Origin of the sequence: Thermococcus sp. GR5 (assembly GCF_012027535.1) — an archaeon.
Taxonomy (GTDB): domain Archaea; phylum Methanobacteriota_B; class Thermococci; order Thermococcales; family Thermococcaceae; genus Thermococcus; species Thermococcus onnurineus.
In genome coordinates this window covers 88292-110998 of the sequence record NZ_SNUN01000002.1, presented here as the reverse complement: position 1 = coordinate 110998, position 22707 = coordinate 88292, and the positions used below count along the sequence as shown (strand labels likewise).

26 protein-coding genes and 1 pseudogene are annotated in these 22707 nt (G+C 51.1%); 18 read left to right on the top strand and 9 right to left on the bottom strand.

The features are described 5' to 3' along the window. The first annotated feature begins 302 nt into the window (after nucleotides 1-302). From E3E33_RS02455 to E3E33_RS02435, 5 genes and pseudogenes are all read left to right on the top strand, one after another. Nucleotides 303-896, top strand: coding sequence for a NifB/NifX family molybdenum-iron cluster-binding protein (locus tag E3E33_RS02455; protein WP_167712041.1), 594 nt, complete (start codon nucleotides 303-305; stop codon nucleotides 894-896). A gap of 33 nt (nucleotides 897-929) precedes the next feature. Beyond that, a complete protein-coding gene (locus tag E3E33_RS02450; RefSeq protein ID WP_167712034.1) occupies nucleotides 930-1157 on the top strand; it encodes a hypothetical protein in 228 nt (75 codons plus the stop codon). A 55-nt stretch (nucleotides 1158-1212) separates the two neighbouring features. Further along, nucleotides 1213-1620 (top strand): NifB/NifX family molybdenum-iron cluster-binding protein, encoded by a 408-nt coding sequence (locus tag E3E33_RS02445; RefSeq protein WP_167712033.1) that lies wholly within the window; start codon nucleotides 1213-1215, stop codon nucleotides 1618-1620. A gap of 112 nt (nucleotides 1621-1732) precedes the next feature. Continuing rightward, a pseudogene (locus E3E33_RS02440) lies at nucleotides 1733-2523 on the top strand (SDR family oxidoreductase). A 302-nt stretch (nucleotides 2524-2825) separates the two neighbouring features. Next, complete coding sequence (locus tag E3E33_RS02435) at nucleotides 2826-3407, top strand: DUF998 domain-containing protein (RefSeq protein WP_167712040.1); 582 nt, start codon at nucleotides 2826-2828, stop codon at nucleotides 3405-3407. On the opposite strand, the gene E3E33_RS02430 is transcribed toward E3E33_RS02435, so the two are convergent. Next, nucleotides 3404-3823, bottom strand: coding sequence for a PPC domain-containing DNA-binding protein (locus E3E33_RS02430; RefSeq protein ID WP_167712032.1), 420 nt, complete (start codon nucleotides 3821-3823; stop codon nucleotides 3404-3406). The two genes, E3E33_RS02435 and E3E33_RS02430, sit on opposite strands and share 4 nt — an antisense overlap. 56 nt (nucleotides 3824-3879) lie before the next feature. On the opposite strand from E3E33_RS02430, the gene E3E33_RS02425 reads away from it, so the two are divergent. Next, a complete protein-coding gene (locus tag E3E33_RS02425; protein ID WP_167712031.1) occupies nucleotides 3880-4455 on the top strand; it encodes a hypothetical protein in 576 nt (191 codons plus the stop codon). On the opposite strand, the gene E3E33_RS02420 is transcribed toward E3E33_RS02425, so the two are convergent. Then, nucleotides 4452-4910 carry a 6-carboxytetrahydropterin synthase gene (locus E3E33_RS02420; RefSeq protein WP_167712030.1) on the bottom strand — a complete coding sequence of 153 codons (459 nt, stop codon included), beginning with the start codon at nucleotides 4908-4910 and terminating at the stop codon, nucleotides 4452-4454. The genes E3E33_RS02425 and E3E33_RS02420 overlap by 4 nt on opposite strands. A 107-nt stretch (nucleotides 4911-5017) precedes the next feature. Here E3E33_RS02420 and E3E33_RS02415 point away from each other — a divergent pair, with 107 nt between their 5' ends. Beyond that, nucleotides 5018-5374 carry a DUF134 domain-containing protein gene (locus tag E3E33_RS02415; protein ID WP_167712039.1) on the top strand — a complete coding sequence of 119 codons (357 nt, stop codon included), beginning with the start codon at nucleotides 5018-5020 and terminating at the stop codon, nucleotides 5372-5374. Between the two features lie 428 nt (nucleotides 5375-5802). Here E3E33_RS02415 and E3E33_RS02410 read toward each other — a convergent pair whose 3' ends face one another. From E3E33_RS02410 to purB, 3 genes are all read right to left on the bottom strand, one after another. After that, nucleotides 5803-6183 (bottom strand): hypothetical protein, encoded by a 381-nt coding sequence (locus tag E3E33_RS02410; protein ID WP_167712029.1) that lies wholly within the window; start codon nucleotides 6181-6183, stop codon nucleotides 5803-5805. Between the two features lies 1 nt (nucleotide 6184). Beyond that, nucleotides 6185-6925 carry a hypothetical protein gene (locus E3E33_RS02405; protein WP_167712028.1) on the bottom strand — a complete coding sequence of 247 codons (741 nt, stop codon included), beginning with the start codon at nucleotides 6923-6925 and terminating at the stop codon, nucleotides 6185-6187. A 917-nt stretch (nucleotides 6926-7842) separates the two neighbouring features. Beyond that, nucleotides 7843-9198 (bottom strand): adenylosuccinate lyase, encoded by a 1356-nt coding sequence (purB, locus tag E3E33_RS02400; protein ID WP_012571889.1) that lies wholly within the window; start codon nucleotides 9196-9198, stop codon nucleotides 7843-7845. Between the two features lie 192 nt (nucleotides 9199-9390). Here purB and albA point away from each other — a divergent pair, with 192 nt between their 5' ends. The 3 genes from albA to E3E33_RS02385 all read left to right on the top strand — a co-directional run bounded on the left by albA (nucleotide 9391) and on the right by E3E33_RS02385 (nucleotide 11002). Beyond that, complete coding sequence (gene albA, locus E3E33_RS02395; protein ID WP_012571890.1) at nucleotides 9391-9666, top strand: DNA-binding protein Alba; 276 nt, start codon at nucleotides 9391-9393, stop codon at nucleotides 9664-9666. 111 nt (nucleotides 9667-9777) lie between these two features. Next, nucleotides 9778-10407, top strand: coding sequence for a transcriptional regulator (locus E3E33_RS02390; RefSeq protein WP_167712038.1), 630 nt, complete (start codon nucleotides 9778-9780; stop codon nucleotides 10405-10407). A 49-nt stretch (nucleotides 10408-10456) separates the two neighbouring features. Then, complete coding sequence (locus tag E3E33_RS02385) at nucleotides 10457-11002, top strand: cyclic nucleotide-binding/CBS domain-containing protein (protein ID WP_012571892.1); 546 nt, start codon at nucleotides 10457-10459, stop codon at nucleotides 11000-11002. Here E3E33_RS02385 and E3E33_RS02380 read toward each other — a convergent pair. Further along, a complete protein-coding gene (locus tag E3E33_RS02380; RefSeq protein WP_012571893.1) occupies nucleotides 10999-11517 on the bottom strand; it encodes an NTPase in 519 nt (172 codons plus the stop codon). The genes E3E33_RS02385 and E3E33_RS02380 overlap by 4 nt on opposite strands. Before the next feature lie 55 nt (nucleotides 11518-11572). Between E3E33_RS02380 and mtnA the strand changes: the two genes are divergently transcribed. After that, on the top strand, nucleotides 11573-12643 hold the full coding sequence (mtnA, locus tag E3E33_RS02375; RefSeq protein WP_167712027.1) for an S-methyl-5-thioribose-1-phosphate isomerase: 1071 nt from the start codon (nucleotides 11573-11575) through the stop codon (nucleotides 12641-12643). Here the strand turns inward: mtnA and E3E33_RS02370 are convergent. Continuing rightward, nucleotides 12595-12876 (bottom strand): hypothetical protein, encoded by a 282-nt coding sequence (locus E3E33_RS02370; protein WP_167712026.1) that lies wholly within the window; start codon nucleotides 12874-12876, stop codon nucleotides 12595-12597. The two genes, mtnA and E3E33_RS02370, sit on opposite strands and share 49 nt — an antisense overlap. A 155-nt stretch (nucleotides 12877-13031) precedes the next feature. On the opposite strand from E3E33_RS02370, the gene E3E33_RS02365 reads away from it, so the two are divergent. Together E3E33_RS02365 and E3E33_RS02360 are read left to right on the top strand one after the other, a co-directional pair. Next, nucleotides 13032-14165, top strand: coding sequence for an iron-containing alcohol dehydrogenase (locus E3E33_RS02365; protein ID WP_167712025.1), 1134 nt, complete (start codon nucleotides 13032-13034; stop codon nucleotides 14163-14165). Between the two features lie 29 nt (nucleotides 14166-14194). After that, nucleotides 14195-16972 carry a DEAD/DEAH box helicase gene (locus E3E33_RS02360; protein ID WP_167712024.1) on the top strand — a complete coding sequence of 926 codons (2778 nt, stop codon included), beginning with the start codon at nucleotides 14195-14197 and terminating at the stop codon, nucleotides 16970-16972. Nucleotides 16973-17052: 80 nt separating this feature from the next. Here the strand turns inward: E3E33_RS02360 and E3E33_RS02355 are convergent, their stop codons facing one another. After that, entirely contained in the window at nucleotides 17053-18105 is a 1053-nt protein-coding gene (locus E3E33_RS02355) for a M20/M25/M40 family metallo-hydrolase (protein ID WP_167731668.1), read from the bottom strand. Nucleotides 18106-18254: 149 nt separating this feature from the next. On the opposite strand from E3E33_RS02355, the gene E3E33_RS02350 reads away from it, so the two are divergent. From E3E33_RS02350 to E3E33_RS02335, 4 genes are read left to right on the top strand one after another with little or no spacing between them, the layout of a single operon-like run. After that, nucleotides 18255-18956, top strand: a complete 702-nt coding sequence (locus E3E33_RS02350) for an MBL fold metallo-hydrolase (RefSeq protein ID WP_167712206.1) — start codon at nucleotides 18255-18257, stop codon at nucleotides 18954-18956. Next, nucleotides 18956-19219, top strand: coding sequence for a DUF504 domain-containing protein (locus tag E3E33_RS02345; RefSeq protein ID WP_012571900.1), 264 nt, complete (start codon nucleotides 18956-18958; stop codon nucleotides 19217-19219). Before E3E33_RS02350 ends, E3E33_RS02345 begins: the two co-directional genes overlap by 1 nt. Next, on the top strand, nucleotides 19212-19970 hold the full coding sequence (locus E3E33_RS02340; protein ID WP_167712205.1) for a YchF/TatD family DNA exonuclease: 759 nt from the start codon (nucleotides 19212-19214) through the stop codon (nucleotides 19968-19970). The genes E3E33_RS02345 and E3E33_RS02340 overlap by 8 nt, the downstream gene beginning before the upstream one ends. A gap of 3 nt (nucleotides 19971-19973) precedes the next feature. Then, nucleotides 19974-20267, top strand: a complete 294-nt coding sequence (locus E3E33_RS02335; RefSeq protein ID WP_012571902.1) for a DUF3216 domain-containing protein — start codon at nucleotides 19974-19976, stop codon at nucleotides 20265-20267. A 22-nt stretch (nucleotides 20268-20289) separates the two neighbouring features. Here the strand turns inward: E3E33_RS02335 and E3E33_RS02330 are convergent, their stop codons facing one another. Next, a complete protein-coding gene (locus tag E3E33_RS02330; RefSeq protein ID WP_167712204.1) occupies nucleotides 20290-21870 on the bottom strand; it encodes a dihydropteroate synthase-like protein in 1581 nt (526 codons plus the stop codon). Between the two features lie 66 nt (nucleotides 21871-21936). Between E3E33_RS02330 and E3E33_RS02325 the strand changes: the two genes are divergently transcribed. Further along, nucleotides 21937-22680 (top strand): DUF72 domain-containing protein, encoded by a 744-nt coding sequence (locus E3E33_RS02325; protein WP_167731667.1) that lies wholly within the window; start codon nucleotides 21937-21939, stop codon nucleotides 22678-22680. The last annotated feature ends 27 nt before the right edge of the window (nucleotides 22681-22707 follow it).

Sequence of the window (22707 nt, the reverse complement as noted above, 5' to 3'; positions counted from 1 at the left end):
CAAGAGCGCATAGAGCTTGGCCATATGCTGAAATGGACAGATTAATGTCCTAGAGTCCAATGTCAGGCTGTTGAAAAGGCCTCAAGATTAGTGGCCAGTGTTCCAACGACCCTCCCATCTATAATTGCCCTGTTTGGTAATTCTCTTCCAGTGGAGAGCAAAGAGCAGCGTTGAACCTATTGACTCACCAATCCCCCAAGCTAAGAGCACGAACCAGAATATGGATCCCAATTAGGATAACCGAAAAGTTTATAATCATGTGCATATGCACAAAATAACAGAAGGAGTGAGAGGTGGTGAAGATGAGGATCGCAATACCCACCAATGGAGGAGGCCTCGAGGATACTGTCGCCCCAGTCTTTGCAAGAGCTCCAGCTTTCGTCATAGTCGAGGTAGATGAAAAGGGTAACGTTACCAATAGCAAGGTTATTCAGAACGGCGCCGCCATGGCAGGTGGAGGAGCAGGACCATTTGCTATCCAGACCCTCATCAATGAGGGCGTCGAGGCCGTCATTGCACCACAGGTTGGTCCCAACGCCCTTGGAGCGCTTCAGGCTGCAGGCATAAGGCTTTACCAGATCGCCCCGGGAACTCCGGTTGAAGAGGCAATTAAAGCCGTCACTACCGGAAGCGTTCAGCAGCTTAGCACTCCGGCCCCAGCAACCCCAGTTGCGCCAGCAGCTCCATCGCCAGCTTACGGCCCATATGCTCCGGCGTATCCAGCCTACCCGGCTTACGGTTACGGCTGGGGCCGCGGCGGCGGATGGAGCAGAGGCCGCGGCTTTGGACGCGGATGGGGCAAAGGCGGAAGAGGCTGGGGAGTCCGCCTGGGCTACTGTCCCTGGACAGGACGACCAAACAGAAGAACCCTTCGCTGGCTCTACGGCTGGTGGTGAGTTATCTTCTTTTTACTTTTGGAGGCATGAGCGATGCCAAGAGGGGCAGGAAGAGGATACAGCAGGGGCTTTGGTAGGGGCTACTACCGAAGATTTTTTGGATTCTACGGGCTGATAGACCTGCTGTTCCTCATTGGGATACTGTACTTCTTTGTCAAGCTGTTCATCGTGGCTGCTCCCTATGCAGTCGGCTTGATAGCCCTGCTCATCCTGCGGGAATTTCTGAGACCAAGACTCTGGGGATGGAGAAGACCATTTTGAGCTTATGCAAACTTTTTTAAGTTCGGCTTCCCTAATCCATGCTGGGGGTGAAAAAATGAGGATTATAGTCTCAACTATCAACGGAGGAATTGATGACAGGGTCAATCAGGCCTTCGGGAGGACACCGACTTTCACCATAGTCGACGTCGAGAATGAAGAGATCGTGAACGTCCAGGTTGTCCAGAACCCTGGCTATAGCCAGCCGAGAGGAGCTGGAGTTACGGCGGCACAGTTCTGCATCGACCAAGGCGCCGAGGTCGTTATAGCGGGTCACTTCGGACCGAACTCCTACGGCGTTCTCCAAACTGCTGGCATAAGAATGGTCTCGGCACCGCCAACAATGACCGTTAGAGAGGCAGTCGAAGCCTTCCTCCGCGGCGAGCTCCAGGGTGCAGTCACGAGCCCTGGCAGACACGGTGGCAGCCACGGCAGAGGCATGGGGCGCGGAATGGGCGGTCGATGATTATTTTTCATTTCATAAACTCTGTCCAGCTGGCAGAAACAGGGACAGGGGCATTGAGTTTTGGTCGTTAGTTTTTTATCATTTCGACGCGAATTTTAATACGGTGGTTTCCATGCTCAAAATAGACCTTTCGGGGAAACTAGCCTTTGCCACCGCCTCGAGCAAAGGCATCGGCTTTGGGACAGCGAGAATTCTGGCAAAGGCTGGTGCAGACTGATACTCCTCTCGAGAAGCGAGGAAAACCTGAAGAGGGCAAGGGAGAAAATAAAGGCCGAGAGCAACGTCGAAGTGAGCTACATCGTTGCTGACTTAACGAAGCGCGAAGATCTGGAGAGAACCGTGAAGGAGCTCGAAAACATCGGCGAGCCAGATATATTCTTCTTTTCCACCGGTGGGCCCAAGCCAGGCTACTTCATGGAGATGAGCATAGAAGACTGGGAAGGCACAGTGAATTTGCTCCTCCGTCCGGCGGTTTACCTAACTAGGGCCTTAGTTCCAGCAATGGAGCGCAGGGGCTTTGGTAGGATAATCTATTCAACAAGTGTCGCCATAAAGGAGCCAATACCCAATATAGCCCTCAGCAACGTTGTGAGGATTTCGATGGCCGGCCTCGTGAGAACGCTCGCCAAGGAGCTGGGACCAAAGGGAATAACGGTGAACGGCATAATGCCCGGCATCATAAGGACGGGTAGGATGATTCAGCTGGCCAGGGATAAGGCGAATCGGGAAGGGAAAAACGTCGAGGAAGCCCTCAACGACTATGCAGAGCCCATACCTCTCAGAAGACCTGGCGAGCCGGAAGAGATAGGCTACCTAGTGGCGTTCCTCGCGAGCGATCTCGGAAGCTACATAAACGGCGCGATGATTTCCGTTGATGGAGGAAGGTTGAACTCAGTGTTCTGACGTTTTATCTTATCCCTTTCCACGCACCTTGATGACTACACATGAGCATCAACAAAAGACACTTCTGGCCCACATCGGCCTCGCTAGCGTCCCTTAGTCCTTTACCCGTTCTTCTCTATATGATGGCTCCTTGTTATCCTCTCGCTCTACGAGCTCCATACGCTCGTTTAGCTTTGATAGAGTTCATAATAATCGCCGCTCTCTGGCTGGTAGCGAGCCTTACCGGACTAGTCAGCTTCATCGAGAGCCCAGTAGGCGTTAAGATTATAGATGAAGGAGAGAACATTAGAACGGTGATATCATTGAGAAAAAGCCAGCGACTGGCGGGCCTCTGTGCACCCCTGATTGGGTTAGGTGGGATTTTCATTGCAATAATCATAAACCGCTCCTGGTGGAGCCTGACCGACAACGCCATAAGCGACCTTGGAAAAGTTGGACTGCCTTACAACTGGGTGATGAACCTTGCACTCATTGCAACTGCGATTTTGAGCACATACTACGCGATCGGCCTCTTCGGAGAGCTCAGAAACGTAGTAGAGAAGATAGGAGCCGGAGTATTCATTGTCGCTCTCCTATTTCTGGCTGGAATCGGCCTCTTTCCCGAGGGAGCAGATCCGCACTACTACGTCAGCTGGGGTTTCTTCATAACAGGTAGCATAGGACTTCTGATAGCCGGCCTCGGCCTCTGGCTTGAGGGAAGAGGGGATATCGGAATTTTTACAGTTACCGTCTTTGTGGTCGCGTGGATTCTGGCGAGATGGGCCCTCGGGAATTTCGAAGGTGTGGCCATCGCAGAGTTCATCGGAATTTTTGGGATTATAATCTGGCACTACACAGTGCTATGGGCAAAATTCTACAAAACAGAAAAGCAGAGTAAAAATTAAGACTCTTCGTCCCACAGTGCCAGCCCACTCTCCTGAGGCTTCCTTTCAAGCGGCTCGCCGAGGAGCTCTTGGATGTAAACCTCCGCGACAAAGACTTCCCCTTCAACAAGATGACCGCCCCAGAGCCTCCCCTCCGAATCGCCGAGTGCGACGTGGATGTGAGCGAAGGGCTCACCATCCTTAAGGCTTATGTTCCCAGAGAGTGAAACGAGCTCGTAGATTCCTTTCAGCTCAATGACTTTGTACTGCCCTTCCTCTTCCACAAAGTAGCCTATTTTGGGATTCCTAAGACTTCCAATGGCACTCACCGTTCCAATTAAAACGTTGTTTTTTCTCGCAAATTCGTTGATGAAGCTCAGCAGTTCCTTGCCCTCAGGAACCCTGAACAGAAAATTCCTCCCCCTTGAGAATCTCATAACTATCACCCCCAAAACTAATAAGACAAGCAGGATTTAATAGTTTGGGTGAGAGAATGAACATCAAAGAAGCTGTCGTAAAAATATTCCCCGAGATTCCTGAGTTAAAGGATGTTGATTTCTCTCAGTACGCCACTCCCTACACTCCACTTCTCACCAAGTTTGAAAAAAGCGATGGCAAGGGCCTACTGGAGTTCCAGAGGTTCGTTGAAGAAAACGGTGGCGAGAGAGCAGTAGTTGGAAGATTCATTATATCGCTCCTCCAGTATCTGCTCATAAGGTACCGCAGGTACGGTGAACAGGGGGTAATCATTCCGTCAGTGAAAATCTTCATAACCCTAAAGGGCTGGCTGATTGAGAACGGTTATGAGAGAGACTGGCTCAACCTCTTTCACAACTTCCTAGGTTACTTGGTGGACATGATGCCACACATAGCAGAATCTGAAGACTGTGACATGGCCAACGCGTACCTCACGCTGATTCACAGCCTAACGCTCGAAGCAAAGGAAACGTTTCCGGAGGAGTATTTCCAGGAGCTGGCAGCAACGGCGGCAAAACACCTCAGAGACCTGAGGGAAAAATGCAGTATCGAGACACCTGTGCCGGAGAAGAAAAGAAAGAATCCCTGTTAACGCTCCAGCGTTACTTCTGCGTAGCTTCTCGGGTCTTCCCAGATTTTCACTTTTATCTTTCTCACGTTGTCCCCGGCTTTTTCAGCTATCCTCTCCGCGAACCACTCGGCTATGTATTCCGCAGTAACGTTGGGCTTGTCAAGGACGACCGCTTCATTCTCGGGGAGCTCCAGACGCTTGCCGTTCTTTTCGATGATTATCAGGCCGTTTTTTCTTTCTACAACCCACTCCTCGCTCACGAGAATCCTGTGGTCCAGGAGCTTAATGAGATTGCTGAGGTGGTTGAAGTCGAATATCATACCGCTTTCATTGACATCGCCCCATATCTCCACGTCAACGTTGTAGGTGTGACCGTGAATTCTAAGGCACTTGCTTTCATATGGAAGAACAAGGAAGTGCGAGCTATCGAAGTCCTTGTGCCAGCCGATCTTTCTCTCAGTTAAACGAAATCCCATTTTTCTCACCACTTCCGAGTAGAGCAAATTGGTTATAACAATTACTGAGAGTAGCTTTGGGATAGGAAAACCTATAAACCAGGGCTACATTAAGGCCATTGATAATCATGCCAATGGGAATGGGACGCGGTTGGGGAAAAGGGCGGGGCAGAAGAAGAAAGATGAGGATGATAGGCTTCATCCCTCAGGTTAGACATTTCTATCCTGCACTGCCGCCCCTTGGACAGCCCAAGCCACCGATTTTCATGACTTATGAGGAGTTTGAAGCCCTGAGGCTGGTTGATTTTGAGGGGCTGACCCAGGAGGAGGCCGGAAAGCGAATGGGTGTTTCAAGAGGAACAGTCTGGAGAGCCCTGAGCTCGGCCAGAAAGAAAGTTGCTCAGATGCTGGTTGAGGGCAGAGAGCTGATAATCCTCCCTCAGGGCAACGAGGTCCCAAAGGACATTGCTGAAGAAGGTCCATAAACTGTTTGTTCGATGAAAAACCTTCTTTTATTGGAGTATCATATTATTGGAGGTGTTTTATGCTTGTTTTGCCTTTTAGTGGAACCTAATTTTTGTGTCGGGTGATCTCTCAAATTTTTCAGCAGATTTTTACTTTTTGAAATATATAAAATTAAACAAATTTATAAAGTTTTGATTAAATTATTTTAAAGATTAAATTTTTTTGTCTAATTTTAGAATATAGTTTAGTACAATAATTTAAAAGAAAAATGTCACTTTTTAAAATAGTGAAAATTTCAAAAAGTCTACCACTCCAGAAAGAAATTATTAGACAAAAAGAACATATTCAGAACATTGGCAGGAGGATGTGCACAGCGACCTCAACACCTCGCAAAATCCACAATCAGCGCCGGGTAGACGGCTATCTTGAACCAAATATTAGGTTACAATTAAAGATAGTTATCCCCATACTTGTAGCACGGACCAACGCAGCTTTCCTCCAGACGTTTGTTATAGATATTAATTATTTCCTTCGACAGCTCCGGATCGTTCTGTTCAATGTAGCGGACATTTAATATAAATGCCCTAATGATGCCATCCCCCACCCTCACAGGTTTTTTTGGATAACCCGCCCCTTCCAAAACGTATTTCTCCAGAGGAGAGAGGCAGTTAGTAGGGATCACCAGTTCGAGGTATCCATTCTTCTGGTTTTCTCTGAAAAACGGTTGGACCGTATTTCGATGGAGAACGGCTTGCTGGAGTTTTGTCATAATTATTTCCCTCGCAAGAGGTCCAATACAGGCATACTCTGTAGTTCCATCTCTTACCATGTCACTCACCTATATCCTCATGATTTGAGAAGAACCTACCGTAATCTGTACGGTACAAAATGTAGTTAATACCTTTAGTTTCGCTTATTCTTTTGAGTTTTTCCTGTGAGACATTTTCACCCACAATGACATAGATATCTTTGTTTTTCTTGGTATACTCACGGTAATTTATAGTGTATCCCCAAACATATTTTACCTCAACCGTTACATTCTCTAGCGGTAGATAAATATCATATCGACTGTTGTCTGACGTCCATTCTATCAGGCTTATAGTATGCTCAGAAAGTGCCTTAGAAATGTGTGTTTTTATCAACCAGTGAGGCACTTTTGATTTCATGTTATCAATCGAAATCTCGCTAAGTTTATTGACCGCATTCTCCACTCCAGATTTTATTACATCCAAAATACCCTCATGCGTTAGTGATTTGGGCGTTTTTCTTACAGTGTTAACTATGTACTCTGCTGTTATTTGACGTTTCCATGATGCTATGGACTGAAGACTTGTTAGCTTTGCCTTCAGAATGTGATTTAAGTATATTGCCGTTGTGTATGTGTCAGCTCCTGTCTCTGCCCGTGTTAGTAAGATGGCAGTAGTTCTTGGATTTAAGCCCCTAATCCTAGGCTGTTTTGAGTAGTACCATCGAAAGGGTTCCAAGATATCATCTTCTGCCCAAGGGGTAAGGTTCAGATAGAGACTTTCATGTTTGGTCAAATTATATGCTCCACACATATCCCTCCCCATGACCAATAATGTTCCGGTCTTTTTAAACTTTGTTGATTTTACCACTATACATAATTGTCATATAATGTGCCTTATATCTAAAATTCACGAACATGTTTGATCATTAACATGAGACAGAAATAGATCGCCGATGAGTGCACTGTATAGGAAGGCTCCTACATGCCCAAAGCTTTTGTTTAGTTAAAGGCACCTATGCTGTCTGAAACAGCAGTTATTCAGGGAAGATAGAGGAGACCGAATACACAAATGCCAAGACAGGTTGAAGTGGTAATCATCTGCCGTGAGTATAAGGCATTGGAGGGATACAAAACTCTCCAATTTGCACCCCCAGCTTTGCTCCGAAACAAAGTTACAGCTGCCATAAGCTGCAAATAAAATGATCACGATGTACTTAGGAAAGATAATAGAACAAATAAATATCCATAGACAATCCCCTTGGCCAGACTATCCCTCCCAATTGGGAATGATGGTGTAACCATGGACATCCTTTCTGAATCAGGGATTTTTATCGATAAGATCGGGCTTCTACAGACCAAAAAATGATTACAATTAAAGGTGGTATCAATTCCAGTCGATAGAGACTATTGGTGAACTAGACTCAAAAACATTGGTGGGGGTAACTTCATTCGTCGGCATACGCCAGTCAAACATCTTGCCACACTAAAAATCATTGTGAAAATTACGCTAAGAAAAAGTTAAAAATTTGAATTTTTTAATACTTTAAAGAGTAATTTTTGAGGTATATAAACAAGTATCTAATTTATATTAAACTTTTACATAAATAACACTTAAATAAAAAGCATAAAAATCACTATAATTAAACGTAGCAATTCGCCCAAAAATTTGAGAGATAAATTCGACGAAGTGGACAAAACAACAAAAACGATGTAGAGAATAAGAGACAATAAATTAAAGCCTTACATCCCTTCTTTTCGCTCTTTCTCCCCTATATAAGCAATTACGTTATCAACTATCTGAGGCGCGATGCCAATATAGTTCTCCGGCTTCAGGCTCTCAAAGTCTTCCTCACTGAGGAACTTTCTGACTTCCTCACTCTCCTTCGCGATCTCCATGAGGTCCCTCTTCTCGTAGAACGCCTTCATTGCCAGTCCTCTCACCAATTCATGCGCCTCCTGCCTTCCCATGCCCCTCTCAGTAAGCTCGAGCATAAGCGGCTCGGCCATTATGAGGTTGTGGGTCATGTAGAGGTTCCTCTTAATGTTCTCCGGAAAGAATTCAAGCCCCGAGAGAACCTTCTTCATGCTCTTGAGCATCTCGTCAAGTAGGACAAAGCTCTCAGGAAGAATAACGCGCTCGACAGAGGAGTTAGTCAGATCCCTCTCGTGCCATAGGGGGTTGTTGAGCAGTGCAGGAATGACATTGGAGTAGAGAACCCTCGCCAAGCCACTCACCTTCTCGCTCCGTATGGGGTTCCTCTTGTGGGGCATTGTCGAGGAGCCCACCTGCTTCTTTCCGAAGGGCTCGCTCACTTCAAGAATTTCAGTTCTCTGGAGGTTTCTGATTTCGAGGGCTATCTTGTCGAGAGTGGAAGCTATAAGCGCGAGAACCATCATTAGTTCCGCGTAAACGTCGCGCTGGATTACCTGGCTGCTTATTCTGGCAGGCCTGAGACCGAGATCCTCCATGACGAGACGCTGAATTTCGAGGCCCTTATCGCCGAAAGACGCCATCGTTCCAACTGCACCGCTCATCTGGCCAACCAAAACCCTTTCCTTCAGCTCCTCTATCCTGTCTATGTGTCTCTGTATCTCATCGAGCCAGAGGGCAAACTTCATGCCGTATGTTGTAGGAACAGCATGTTGCCCGTGGGTTCTCCCGACACAGACCGTGTACTTGTGCTCCTCCGCGAGCTTCTTGAGAATTGAGCGGAGCTCCCTAAGATCCTTCTCGATTATCGCAAGGGACTCCTTGATGAGAAGAGCGTTAGCCGTGTCGATGATGTCGTTTGAGGTCGCACCTAGATGAACGTATTTGCCGTGTTCGCCGCAGACCTCACTCAGGGCCTTAACGACGGCCATTATGTCATGGTGTATCTCGTTCTCTATCTCCTTAACGCGTTCGAGCTTAACCCACTTGGTGTTAGCTCTCTCGGAAATAACGCGGGCGCTCTCTTCGGGGATGTTGCCGAGCTTGGCGTGAGCCCTAGCCAAGGCAGCCTCAACATCGAGTAGCTTCTGAAGCTTGTTCTCCTCATCCCAAATTCTCCTCATCTCCTCGCTACCGTAGCGATAATCAATCGGATGAACGGCCATTCTATCACCAGGTCTATGGCAATCCCTACGGCTTAAAACATTTTACTTTAACAGAAACATGCAGGAGCAGAGATGGACATTCGATAAATTCATTAAAGCCATAGGACTGTCCAATAACGTCAGGAAAGACCGAAAAGTATTTAACCGAAATCCCTCGAGATGCTAACGACAAAATTCCTGGAGGTGCCAAAGATGGCAGAGGAGCATGTTGTCTACATTGGAAAGAAGCCGGTTATGAACTACGTCCTCGCCGTGATAACCCAGTTCAACGAGGGCGCTAAGGAGGTCAGCGTCAAGGCTCGCGGTAGGGCCATCAGCAGGGCCGTTGACGTCGCCGAGATCGTCAGGAACAGGTTCCTCCCAGAGGTCAGGGTCAAGGAGATCAAGATCGGTACCGAGGAGCTCCCGACTGCCGACGGCAGGACTGCCAACACCTCGACCATCGAGATCATCCTTGAGAAGCCGTGAATTTGACTTCCTTTCCTTTTACTATCGTGCGTTTCTAGATTGACTTCAACTCAGTTTGAAGCTGTGAAAAGCTTTAATATCTGCTCACAGTATTCTCCGTAGGTGGCTCCTTTGGACTACGAGACCATAGATATACACGATGAGAGAGCGAAAGAGCTCGCTCAGATTCTAATGAACGATAAAGCTATAGCCATCCTGCACCTGCTGGAAGATAGAGCCCTTTCAATGAGCGAGATAGCGAGGGAGCTGAACCTTCCCATCTCAACGGTCTCGTACCATATCGACAAGATGCTCAAGGTGGGACTCGTTGAGGTCGCTGGCAAAAAGTACGGCAAGCGTTTGCAGGAGGTAAAGCTGTACAGTGCCTCAGACAGACCTATTCTGCTTGTTCCCAGGAAGAACGTGGCCAAAGTTAAGAAGAAGGCCGTGCCCGGCTTTGAGAAGCTTCACGTGATAAGTTTGACCATCGCGGGAATTATGGCGGCCGGCGTCTACAAGGCCTCGACGGATTTGCTGAGTCCAAAGGACATACCCACTTATAGCAATACGACTCAATCGGGGAACTTTACTGTGATGGAAGCGGGCAGGGAAATAACCGTGCTCACAGCCAACACCACGCAGGGAATAACTACCACACCATTAATGCAGACTTCTGCTTCGGCCCTTCCAGTGATGTTATCTCTTGCGGCGTTCATCTTAACGTTTCTCCTCGTTTCGTATCTTTTGGAGCGCAGGCGCTGAGGAAAGGTTTTTAAGTTTCCCCTCTAACCCCCGTTAGCGAGGTGGTAAAATGGCACCGAGAATCGCCGTGGGACAAGTGGTTAAAAGGAAGGCAGTCATAGTCAAACCAGACGACACAGTCCACAGAATCGCCAGAATTCTCTCAAGAAACAAGGTCGGAAGCGCTGTCGTCGTCAAGGACGACGAAATCGTTGGAATAATAACCGACAGGGACATACTCGACAAGGTCGTGGCAAAAGGTAGGGATCCCAAAGACGTTAAAGTCGAGGAGGTAATGACCAAGAACCCTGTAACGATAGAGGATGACTACGAGGTACAGGACGCCATCGACAGGATGATGGACAAGGGCATAAGGAGGCTCCTTGTTACCCGCCTTGGAAAGCCGATAGGGTTCGTAACTGCTGCGGACCTTCTCGCGGCGCTCAATACATACGCTACCGAAGCCGATGAAGCCGCTGAGGAGGAACCCGAGCCAGAGGCGGACGTCTATGGAATCTGCGAGCTCTGTGGTCAGTACGGTTCGCTCTACAAAGTCTACATTGAGGGCGGCGAGAAGTGGATCTGCGAGAGCTGCAAGGACTCCTTGAACCTTTAACCGCCCCTTAGCTCTTTCATAACTTCATCCATTACCCCAGTGAAGACTCTGTTTCTGTTCTCGACGCTCAGTGTGTAGAGTTTTCCAAGCGGCCTGAACTTGTCCACAAAGCGTCTGTGAACAACCGCCAGAAGAGGCTTTTCTGACCTCAGGGCTTCTCCAACAACCCTTACAAACTCGTCGCTCATGTACTCCATCGGGCCGATTTCATCTATGACGATTAGGTCGGCCTCAATTAAAGCTCTCCTTATCGCGGAAACGCCAACGCGATTGAGCTCGTCAACATGGACTACGTATTTTCCTATCCTCGGCCTTCCGTTGCCTATCCACGCGAGAGTTCCCTCCTCGCCCGTGTCGAGGGCAGTGATTTTAAATCCCATCCTCCTCCCACGCTGGCGAACCTCCTGAGTTATCATGCCGCCGACGATGTAGCCCCAGCGGTCGACTTCCCTAGCAACTCTGCTCACAAGCGTTGTCTTCCCAACTCCTGCCGGGCCGGTTATGAATATCCTCATTGTCACCACCGAACGAGTTTTAAGCTTCCTCCTTAAACCCTTTAGGGTGGTCGTGATGGAGCTGAAGTATAAACCGGAAGAGCTCACGAGGCTACCGAGGAGCGTTATCTACGAGAGCGGAAAGGTTAAGCTCATAGACCAGCGTCTTCTTCCAAGGGAGTTTAAGGTCATCGAGCTAACGACGGTTGATGAGGTTGCGAGGGCGATAGTTACGATGCAGGTGCGCGGGGCGCCGGCGATAGGGGCGGCCGCAGCCTTTGGCCTGGCCCTCTACGCTGAGACGACAAAGGCAAAGACTAAAGATGAGTTCATGGACGGCTTTTACGCCGCCTACGATAAGCTCAAGAACACAAGGCCAACAGCCGTAAACCTCTTCTGGGCCCTCAACAGGGTTAAAAAGCTGGTTGAGGAGCACAGAGAGGATTCACTCGACGAGATAAAGCACCTCATAGTTGAAGAGGCGCAAAAGATAGCGGACGAAGACGTGGAAGCAAACCTCAGGATGGGTCATTACGGTGCCGAGGCTTTGCCGGAAGGAAACGTATTGACCCACTGCAACGCTGGCAGCTTGGCGACCGTCCACCTCGGAACGGTTGGAGCAGTTCTCAGGGTCATGAACAAGGAGGGTACTCTAAAGCTCCTCTGGGTGGACGAGACGAGGCCGGTCCTTCAGGGCGCAAGGCTCTCAGCATGGGAGTACCACTACGACGGAATTCCACTCAAGCTTATAAGTGACAACATGGCTGGCTTCGTGATGCAGCAGGGAAAGGTTGACGCGATTATAGTCGGTGCGGACAGGATAGTGGCAAACGGCGACTTCGCCAACAAGATAGGGACCTATACTCTGGCGGTTCTTGCCAAAGAGCATGGAATTCCTTTCTTCACCGTCGCGCCGCTCTCGACCATAGACATGAGCCTCAAGAGTGGAAAGGAGATACCAATAGAGGAGCGCAGCAAGGAGGAGGTTCTCACCTGCGGTGGCTGCAGGATTGCCCCAGATGTCGATGTCTACAACCCTGCCTTCGACGTGACACCGCACAAGTATCTGACGGGCATAATCACAGACAGAGGAGTCGTTTATCCGCCCTTCGAGAGAAACCTCAAGAGGCTCTTCAAGCGGGAGTGACTCTTCTCCTCTTTTACTTCCTCCACGAAGACTCCCTGAATCTCCCCGAGCTCTTCTTCAAGGGACGGCAGCAGAAGGCCGAGGAACTCCAGCGGCTCGAGGCAGGGGCAGTCGATTGAATAAGTAAAGTCCTCATCTCCAAGCTCTACCGTGACGCTAACACCGCCCTTGTCTTTGCGCACCACGAAGGGAGCGCTGTAGTTCTTTCCGACGATCTTACCTCTCACGAGCATCGATGGGGAAAAAGAGCGCGAAGATTAAAGCGTTTCCCAATCCAAAGGTTAAAAACCGGAAGTTCAGGAAATAAAATGCCTGCAACTAATTCAATCCATGTTTAAGAAGCGAGAACGTTAAAAGCACTTGAGCATAGGGAATCACGGTGGTGTCCATGTTCTGGGTAAAGACGAAGATAGTCGAAGGGGAGGGGAGCCTGAGCCACCTCTCCAAAGCGGTGAAGGGTTATGAACGCGTTCTGATTCTCTCATCCCGTTCGATGAAGAGGCATGGCTTCCTGAAGGAGGCCGAGGACTATGTAAAGGAAGCCGGAGCCGAGGTCTTCTCGATAGCCGGCCTTCCGGCAGAGCCAAGTGTGGAAGTCATAGAGGAGTTCCTGCCAAAGGTCAGGGAGTTTAACCCGGATCTTCTGGTGGCGTTGGGCGGCGGAAGCGTCATAGACACTACCAAGGCGCTGAAGGTCTTCTATGATGCTCCAGAAGTCGAGTTCGAGGAGATAGCCTTCATCGACCGCTTCTCCAAACCGAAGCCGGTCCCTAAGCTTAAAACTCCACTGATAGCGATACCCTCAACAAGCGGCGCTGGAAGCGAAGTCTCTGCAGCGAGCGTCCTCAAGAAGGGTGACGTGAAGTACAACATCGTCACTCCCGAAATAGCGCCGGATATAGCTATTCTCGACCCGAGGCTGCCAAGAACAATGCCGGCCGAGGTTGCGAGAAACTCCGGGTTAGACGTACTCGTTCACGGGATAGAGGCCTACACAACGAAGGTCGCAAACCCATTCAGCGACGCGATGGCTATAAAGGCGATAAAGACTGTCTACAAGTGGCTGCCCCTGTCGGTTAAGGGCGACGAGGACGCGAGGGCAAAAGTTCATTACGCGGCCACTATGGCCGGCATAGCATTCCTCAACGCTCGCCTCGGCCTCTGCCATGCTATGAGTCACAAAGCTGCTTGGATAGGTCCGCACGGCCTGCTCAATGCAATATTCCTGCCGTACGTCATGGAGTTCAACATGAGGAACGACTACGCGAGGAAGCGCTACGCGGAGATAGCGAGGGAGCTGGGCTTCTCGAGTGCCAAAGATTTAGTGGAAGTCGTTAAGGAGCTAAACGAGATGCTCGGCGTTCCGAAGCTGAGCGAGCTGGTTGACGAAGAAACTTTCGTGAGCAGGGTCGAGGAGATGGCGGAGAAGGCCTACCGCGATGGCCTGGTTTACTTCAACCCGGTGGAGCCCAAGTCCGAGGAGATAAGGGAGCTGTATCTAAAAGCCTTCTACGGGGAGTGATTTATAAACCTCCCCTACCTTCTTTCACCATGCACCTTCTCCTCAAGAAGACCATCAGGGAACGCTTTGGAAAGCTCAACGAGCTTCAGATGAAAGCTTTTCGTGAGGTTAGCTCCGGGAAGAGCGTTTTAATCATCGCTCCCACTGGCTCGGGGAAGACCGAGGCGGCCGTTTTGCCCGTCTTTAACGCCATCCTTGAGGAAGGCCTCAAGCCAATCTCCGCCCTCTACATCGCTCCCCTAAAGGCCCTCAACAGGGACCTGCTCGAGCGCCTGGAGTGGTGGGGAGAGAGGCTTGGAATAAGCGTCGAGGTGAGGCACGGGGACACTTCTGCCTACAAAAAGGCCAAACAGACGAAGAATCCACCTCAGATGCTCATCATTACCCCCGAGACTCTTGGCGTTATTCTAACGGTAAAATCACTCCGAAAAGCTCTGGAGAACGTCAAGTTCGTCATTGTTGACGAGATAGCCGAGCTGGTCGACAACAAGCGTGGGGCACAGCTCCTGCTGAACCTTGAGAGGCTGGCGGAGATAGCGGACTTCAAACGCATCGGAATGACCGCAACGGTCGGCAACGAGGACGAGGTGAGGGAGTGGCTTGGGGCGGAAACGATAGTCAAGCCCAGCTGGAGAAAAGCGTACCGCTTCCACGTGCTCTATCCGAGGCCGGAGGAGAAGGACTTCAAGCTCGCGGAGGAGCTGAGTCTGGCCCCCGATGTGGCCGCCCGTCTCAGAACGCTTTGGGAAATAGTCGAAGAGCACGGAAAGGCGCTGATATTCACCAACACGAGGCAGTTCGCCGAGATTCTGGCCCACCGTCTGAAGGCCTGGGGCAAGCCAGTTGAAGTCCACCATGGGAGCCTCTCGAAGGAGGCCCGTATAAAAGCGGAAAGGGCCTTGAAGGAGGGCAAAATCAAGGCTCTAATCTGCACGTCCTCGATGGAGCTGGGAATTGACATAGGCAACGTGGACGTTGTCATTCAGTACATGAGCCCGAGACAGGTGAACCGCCTGGTTCAGCGTGTTGGGAGGGCGAAACACAGGATTGGCGAGGTCAGCGAGGGATACGTCATCACCTCCAACGTCGAGGACTACCTTCAGAGTCTAATCATAGCCAGGCGCGCGCTGGAGGGAAGGTTTGAGGCCGTAGAGCCGATTGGCGGCCTCGATGTTTTGGCCCATTTCCTCGTTGGGCTTCTTATCGAGTACAAACGCATGCCGAGGGAGAGACCCTACGAGATAGCGAGGCGAGCTTACGTTTACAGGGAGCTTAAATGGGAGGAATATCTCGATGTTTTGGGAATCCTAGAGGACGCTCGTCTAATTGGCTACGACAAAGAAAAGAATCTCCTCTATCTCCGCCGCGGGGCTTTCCAGTACTACTACGAGAACCTCTCGACGATCCCGGACGAGGTTTCCTGGCGTGTTTTCGACTCAGGGAGCGGACACATAATCGGACGGCTCGACGAGAGCTTCGTTATGGACCTGGAGGAAGGAATGGAGTTCGTGATGAACGGGAGGAGCTGGATTCTCCTGAAAATCGACGAAGAGGCCAGGCTTTTGAAGGTGCGCGAGAGCAAAAGCTTGGAAAGCGCGATACCTAGCTGGGAGGGCGAGATGATTCCCGTTCCTTTTGGCGTTGCGCTCGATGTTGGGAGGCTCAAGAGGGAGTTGGCCTTTGACTTCAAACGGGCTTTAGAGCTTCTGGAAGGCGTGGACTTCAGCGAGGAGGAGCTCAGACGGGCTTTTGAGGAGATAAAGGATGGGCCATTCTCAACCGACAGGGATATCGTGATAGAGAGCACGCCCAAGGCCCTGATAATTCACGCGGACTTCGGGAACAGGACCAACGAAGCCCTTGGAAGACTGGTGCACTCCTTCCTCATGATGCGGTACGGAAAGGTCTTCTCGGTCAGGAGCCAGGCCCACGCGATAGTGATAAAGACGCCCTTCCAGCTGAATCCGAGTGAGGTGAAGGGTTACCTCTACCAGGATCCAGAGGCGCTGCCCTTTATAGTGGCTAGGGTCTTAAGGGATTCGCACGCCTACCGCTGGAGGATGCTCAACGTTGCCAAGCGCTTCGGGGCTTTGAGGAGGAACGCGAAGATCAGAAGAATCGAGAGGCTCTTCGAGGGGACGGTAATCGAGAGGGAAACCCTGAACGAGCTCTACCACGACAAAGTCGACGTCGAGAAGGGGAAGCTCGTTCTGAGCATGCTCAAGGCCGGAAGTCTGCGCGTTAAAACGGAGCTGAGGAAAGAACCTTCGACCCTCGCGAGGCTCAACGTGAGCGTTGGAGGGGAGTTCTTAATCGGCGGAGAGCTCGAGAGGGACGAGATACTTGAGCTTTTCAAGAGCCGGATACTCGACCACGGGGTCGTTCTTGTGTGCACCAACTGCGGCTGGAGCTCAAAAACAAGAGTTTCACGCCTGGGGGAAAGAATCAAGCACTGGGAGTGCCCAAAGTGCGGCTCGAGGATGCTGGCAGTTGCCCATCCGATTGACGCGGAGGAATTCATGCCCGTTCTCAAAAAGGTCAGGTACGGCGAGAGGCTCGAAAAGAAAGAGGAAAGGGCTTACAGGAAGCTCCTGAAGGCCGCTGATCTGATTGATTCCTACGGCTTCGACGCGGTTCTTGCCCTGGCGAGCTACGGAACAGGCCCGGACACTGCGGCGAGGCTGTTGAGCCAGTACCGGGGAGAGGCCTTACTGGTCGCCCTGATGGAGCGCGAGAGGCAGTTCATAAGGACGAGGCGCTTCTGGGTGGATGCAAAGAAGGAAGAAGAGAAGAAGTCTGAGGAATAATGGGTTCCACAAATTATCTGTTGGTGGACCAGTTATATAAAGGCCATAATACGAAGGGAAAGTAAAAAGAAGGGAGAACCTCAGCTCTTTCCAAAAATCTCATTCAAGGCCTTCAAAAACTCACTTGCTGTAACCACGTCCCTCACATCGATGTGCTCGTTCTTTGTGTGTGAGATGTCGAGGTTGCCTGGGCCGAAGACTATCGTTCTCGTTCCGTTGTACACGAAGTTTATCGCGTCTGTCCAGCTTCTCATACCACCGAACTCGTCTATCTCTGTTGCTTCCATAGCCTTTTTAGCGAGAACGACTATCTCCTCATCGGGTTCAAGCTCGTAACCGTCCCATATCTCCGTGTACTCGTACTTGAGGGTGTACTCCTCAAATATTGGCTCCATAAGGTCAAGGATGTCCTCGACTTCCTGATCTGGCAGAAGGCGAGCCTCCACACGACCACGGCAGAGGGCAGGGATAAGGTAGTATGGGTTGTCGCAGACTAGCTCCTGAAGGCCGATGTGGGCGTCGAAATACTTGCCCTTCGCGTTGAAAGGTTCGAGCTTCTTGAGCTCCTCAAGCATCTTGAAGGTCTGATCTATGGCGTTGATTCCACTCTCAGGGCAGGCTCCGTGGGCCTCCTTGCCGTCGACCTCAAAGTAGACCTCTATGTTGCCTGCGTGGGCTATGTGGACCTCTAGATCAGTGGGCTCAAGCACAACGGCCATCTTGGGCCTGTACCGCTCCATAAAGAGTGCCGAGCCTCTTCCGCCGTGCTCTTCGTCGCTGACGAAGACAATGCCGACGTTGAGATCCTTACCTTCTTTCTTAAGTTCTTCGAGCATAAGCAGAATCGCAGCTATGCCGCCCTTTATGTCGCTCGCGCCGGTTCCGTAAACGATGTTACCCCTTACAAAGGGCTCGGCCCTCATCGGTATCGTGTCCATATGGACCTCGTAGAAGAGCTCAGCGTCGGGATTGACGACGAGGTCGATTATCTCGCCGTCACTCTCAATGTGGACGTCGTAGTCCAGCTTGTGGAGGAACTCCATGATGTGAAGGGCTATACGATCCTCGCTCCCTGAGGGGGACGGAATTTTGAGGAGGTTAAGAAGGATTTCCTTTGCTCTCTCAGTTTTCATTTGGGTCACCTAATAAAGCTCTGTGGTTGGGTTTATAAACCTCCCCCGCGTAGATTGAAGGGGCGATGAAGAGATTCATCCCTCCTGACGAGACTCGCTCCCTCGGATGAGGACGCGGTCCCCCCTGGAGCCCTTTTGGAGGGAAAGTCATGCTGGAAGAATTTCCGAGAAACATAATTCCCATAGAGATTCCACCATATACAGTCATGCTCCGCGGGATTAGCTGGGATTCTAACGTTTACCTGCTCCGCGACGGAGAGGAGGCTCTGGTCATTGACACCGGAACCGGCGTGAACTGGCACGTTTACACAGAAATCTGGGAAAAGGAAGGCTATCTCCAGAGGATCAAGCGAGTTATAATCTTCAACACTCACGAACACTTTGACCACGTCGGGGGCAATCTCATCCTGAAGCACTATTTTGAGAACAAGGGAATGGAGGTTCTCTTCGCGGCCCATGATGTCACTGCGAGAGCCCTTGAAAAGGGCGACGACTATATCATACTCGCGTACTCGTATGGACGGCTTTTTGAGGCGCATTCCGTCGATATAAAGCTGAAGGGCGGGGACACACTTAGAATCGGCTCGCTTAAGCTGGAGCTTATTCACACGCCAGGCCACACCGCCGGGAGCTCATGTCTCTATGAACCGGAGGAAAAGCTGATGTTCACGGGCGACACCGTCTTCAAAGGCACCGTAGGGAGGACAGACCTCCCGACCGGAAGCGGATGGCAACTCCAGGAGTCACTGGAGAAACTTTTAGAGTTCGACGTCAGCTTCGGCCTCCCCGGGCACGGCTGGGTGATAAAAGACTGGCGTGGAAACCTCACTGAAATCCTGGGGTGGCTCTGATGCGGAAGGGTTCGGTGAAGGAAGTCCTCGCCAAGCTCAAGTACGACCCGCGCGAGGACGAGCGGGATTACTACATCATCATCGAGCACCGCGGTGCCTACGGCGACGTCAAGAAAATCCCAGTCGAGCTGATAGAGCTTGGGCATGGCTACTTCTTCGTCGGGGATGCCCAGATTCCATATCACCGTATTCGGAGGGTCGTGAAGAAGGATGGGAAGGTAATCTGGGAGACAAGAAAGGATAGGAGGGGAGAGAGTGATTGACGCTCATGCTCACTTCGAGTTCTACAAGAAGGAAGTACCTCAGGTAATAGAAGAGTGCAGGAAGGAGCTCAAAGCTGTGGTTGATTCCATAACCGAGTACAGAAAAACCCACGTCTGGAAGAGCTGGGAGCTGCTCAAGCCGTACTTCGGCTTTCTCTTCCCGACGCTCGGCTACCATCCGAACGAAGCACGCAGGGGCAACTGGGAAAAGGTGAAGCGCGTTGAGGACTTCATCCGGGAGCACAGGAACGAAATTGTGGCGGTGGGCGAGATAGGCCTCGACTACCACTACGCTGAAAACGAAGCCCAAAGGGAAAACCAGAGGGCGATATTCCAGCATTTCCTCGAGCTGGCAGTCGAGCTCAAGCTCCCCGTGGTTATCCACGCAAGGGATGCCGAAAGGGAAGCCTTTGAGCTGGTTCAGAGATACGGTGTTAATGCCTATTTCCACTCCTTCACGGGGAGTCCCGAGCTTGCTAAGGAGATTGCTGAAAACGATCATCCAATAGGGATAAGCACCGGGATAGTCTTTATCCCGGAGATTAGGAAGACAGTAGAGGCTCTTGAGCTGGAGGATATCCTCGTGGAAACCGATTCACCATATATGAGCCCATTCAAGGGACAGAGGAACAAGCCCTACTACGTCAGAGTGGCCATTGAAGAAGTGGCAAAGCTTAAGGGGCTGGAATTTGGTGAGGTTGAACGGATAACAGAGAAAAATACGATCGAGTTTTTCAGGCTGGAGGTGTGAGAGATGAACGTTCCGGAGATTGAGGAGCTTAAGAAGCTCTGCGAAGAGCTCGGCGAGAAAGAGCTGATAGCAAGGATAGATTCATTCGTGGCCCTTAATGAAGGGCTGGAGAGCAAGAAGGGGAAAGAGTTCATAGAAGTCTCCATACTGGGCTTTGCCGAAGGCATGCTGACGAGCCTAAGGGCCAAGTATCCTGGCGATGAGAGGGTCGTGAAACTCCTGGAAAGGGTCAGTGCAAGGAGAGCAGAGCTTGACGAGCAGTTCAGGAAGGCGAAGCCACCGATTTTCGAGGGCTAAGGATCAGCCCTGGCTGTAGTCATCATCGGGAGCCCTCAGGAGAGCTCCGCTCATCACTTCCCTTATTCTGAAGGTAGAAGTCCTTAAAAAGTTCGACCTCCTGGACATAGCTTCTCCTCAGTCTCAGCGCGGTGTAGGCCTTCTCCAGCTCCCTGCCGAGGTAAAAGGCGTGCCTCGGGCTTATCTCAAAGCGCTCAAGGATTGTGTCGATTATCGCGTTCGGCTCGTCGCCTACAATGGTTAAGACGGCCTCTGTTCCGTGGTAAGCGTTCACCCATATTTTCCCATCTTCAAGCCAGATGCGGAAGTAAACGGGTTCGAGCTCAACTGGCCTCTCCCCGGCCTCGACGATTTCTTTAGCAGGTTCAAAGCGCCAGTCATTGCCCCTCTTCTCTTTGAGTATCAGCAGGTCAAAGCCGAGGTCCTTTGGCATCTCAAAGAGGTTCATGTCCAGGGCTCTCCTCAGCTCCCTTACTGAGCCCCTGGTCTTGGCGCTTGTCTCCGTCGTTAGGAGAAGGCCTATAGAGAGCTCCTTGGCCATTCCAGCAAGAAGGGCGTTCATCCCGACGCTGTCGGCGTCGTAGAGCTCGACGACGTTTCCGACGCCGGCAAGGAGAACGTCGTCCGGGTTCCTCTCACGGTAGAGCTGGAAGGCCGTTATCGAACGCGCCAGATGGGGCACGTGCTCCAGGATTAGGTCCGGGATTATCGTTTTGTAACCCAGATCAAGGGCCCTGGCCTTAAGACCCTCAAGAAATTCAACTCTCTTCGCAGGTCTCGTTGGAAAATACCCTTTCGCCTGGTTGGTTGGGATGAGAACGACGGGCTTATCGGTAACAAGGCTCTCCAAGTTGCTCTCATCCACGCTCAGGAAGAGGTCGGCGTGGTCAAGGGCCCACTCTATCTCTGCAGTATTAAGCGAGTCGAAGCTTATGGGCACGTCGAAACCGTTCTCCCTCAGCCTCTCGCGTATTTCGGGAATGAGCTCGACGAAGTCAAGGTTCGTCTCGCCCGCGATCATACCGATATCAATTATATCCGCCCCCTCACGGAGGTAGTAGAGGGCCTTTTGCACGGTTCCTTCGACGCCCAGCCTCGGAGCATCGACGACCTCGCCGAGGATTCTGGTGGGAAAGTCCCTCCCCGCGGGCAGGTTTCCTACAAGGACGTTCCAGGGCTTTTTGAGGGCCTCTTCTATGTAGCGCTTGTTTCTCGTCCGGTTCCTTATGTCCTCAACGCGCTTTAGAGCATCGAAGGAGAAGAGGTCATCCGCCAGAACCTCTTTGCTCAGATTGAAGCCTTCTCTTACCGCCTTCAGCACCTGAGGAAGATCCATCGCGTTCCTCGGCCCCTTGAATGTGGGAATGCCAAGCTCTTCCTCGATTTCTTGGGCCGAGCCCCTCACGAGGCCAGGAATGAGAATAAGGTCGTAGTCCTCGCTTTTGATTTTAGCCTTCTTCAGATAGCGAACTATCATCTCGGGAGTCAGGAAAGCCGCTACGCTCAGGGGCGTAACGAAAACGTCGCAGCCCTTACCGTACTTTCGAACAAGCGGTTCGGCGAGCTTGCCGGTGACGAGGAGGATTCGCTCGGGAGGGCTCATGGTCGGAGATTGGCGTTCCCGCTATTTAGGGCTTTCGTACAAACTTCCCCTTCACGAAAGGGCTAAATGCTCCCGGGACAAATTCTCTCCGGTGATGTTAGGATCCACGTGGGGACCTGCGGCTTCTGCGAGGCAAGGGAGAGGTACTTTCAGGACTTTGACACGGTTGAGATACAGCAGACCTTCTACCGCATTCTCCAAGAGAAGACCCTAGAACGCTGGCGGAAGGAAGCGCCGGAAGGGTTCATCTTCTCGATGAAGGCCTTTCAGGGAGTCACCCATCCTCCGAACAGCCCCACCTGGAGGAGCAACGTGAGGCCGTCTAAGGAGGTCGGCCTTTTGAGACCCAACAGTGAGGTGCTCCATTTCTGGAGGATAACCCTGAGGGAAGCTGAGCTACTCGGAGCAAGGTTCATCCTCATCCAGCTTCCAAGAAGCTTCAAGGAAACCGAGGAGAGCTTTGAGAACGCCGAGAGGTTTTTCTCAATGATCGATAGGGGCGAATTTGAGATAGCCGTTGAGCTCAGGGGCTGGAGTGAGGAGGGAGTTAAACGGTTTGTCGGGGAGTTCGACGTTATAGACGTCACAGACCCTCTCGTGAGGATTCCGCTCCACCACGGCGATGTGAACTACTACCGCCTCCACGGGCGCTACGAGAAAGGGAGGATAGTCTACAGCCACACCTACACGGATGCGGAGCTGGGAAAAATAAGGGAAAGGGTTATCGGGTGGAACAGGGAGGAGAGCTTCATGTACTTCAACAACTCGAACATGTGCACCGATGCGAAGCGCTTCAAGGCAATGCTCTAGGCTCAGGCACGGGTCCAGCTCATCATG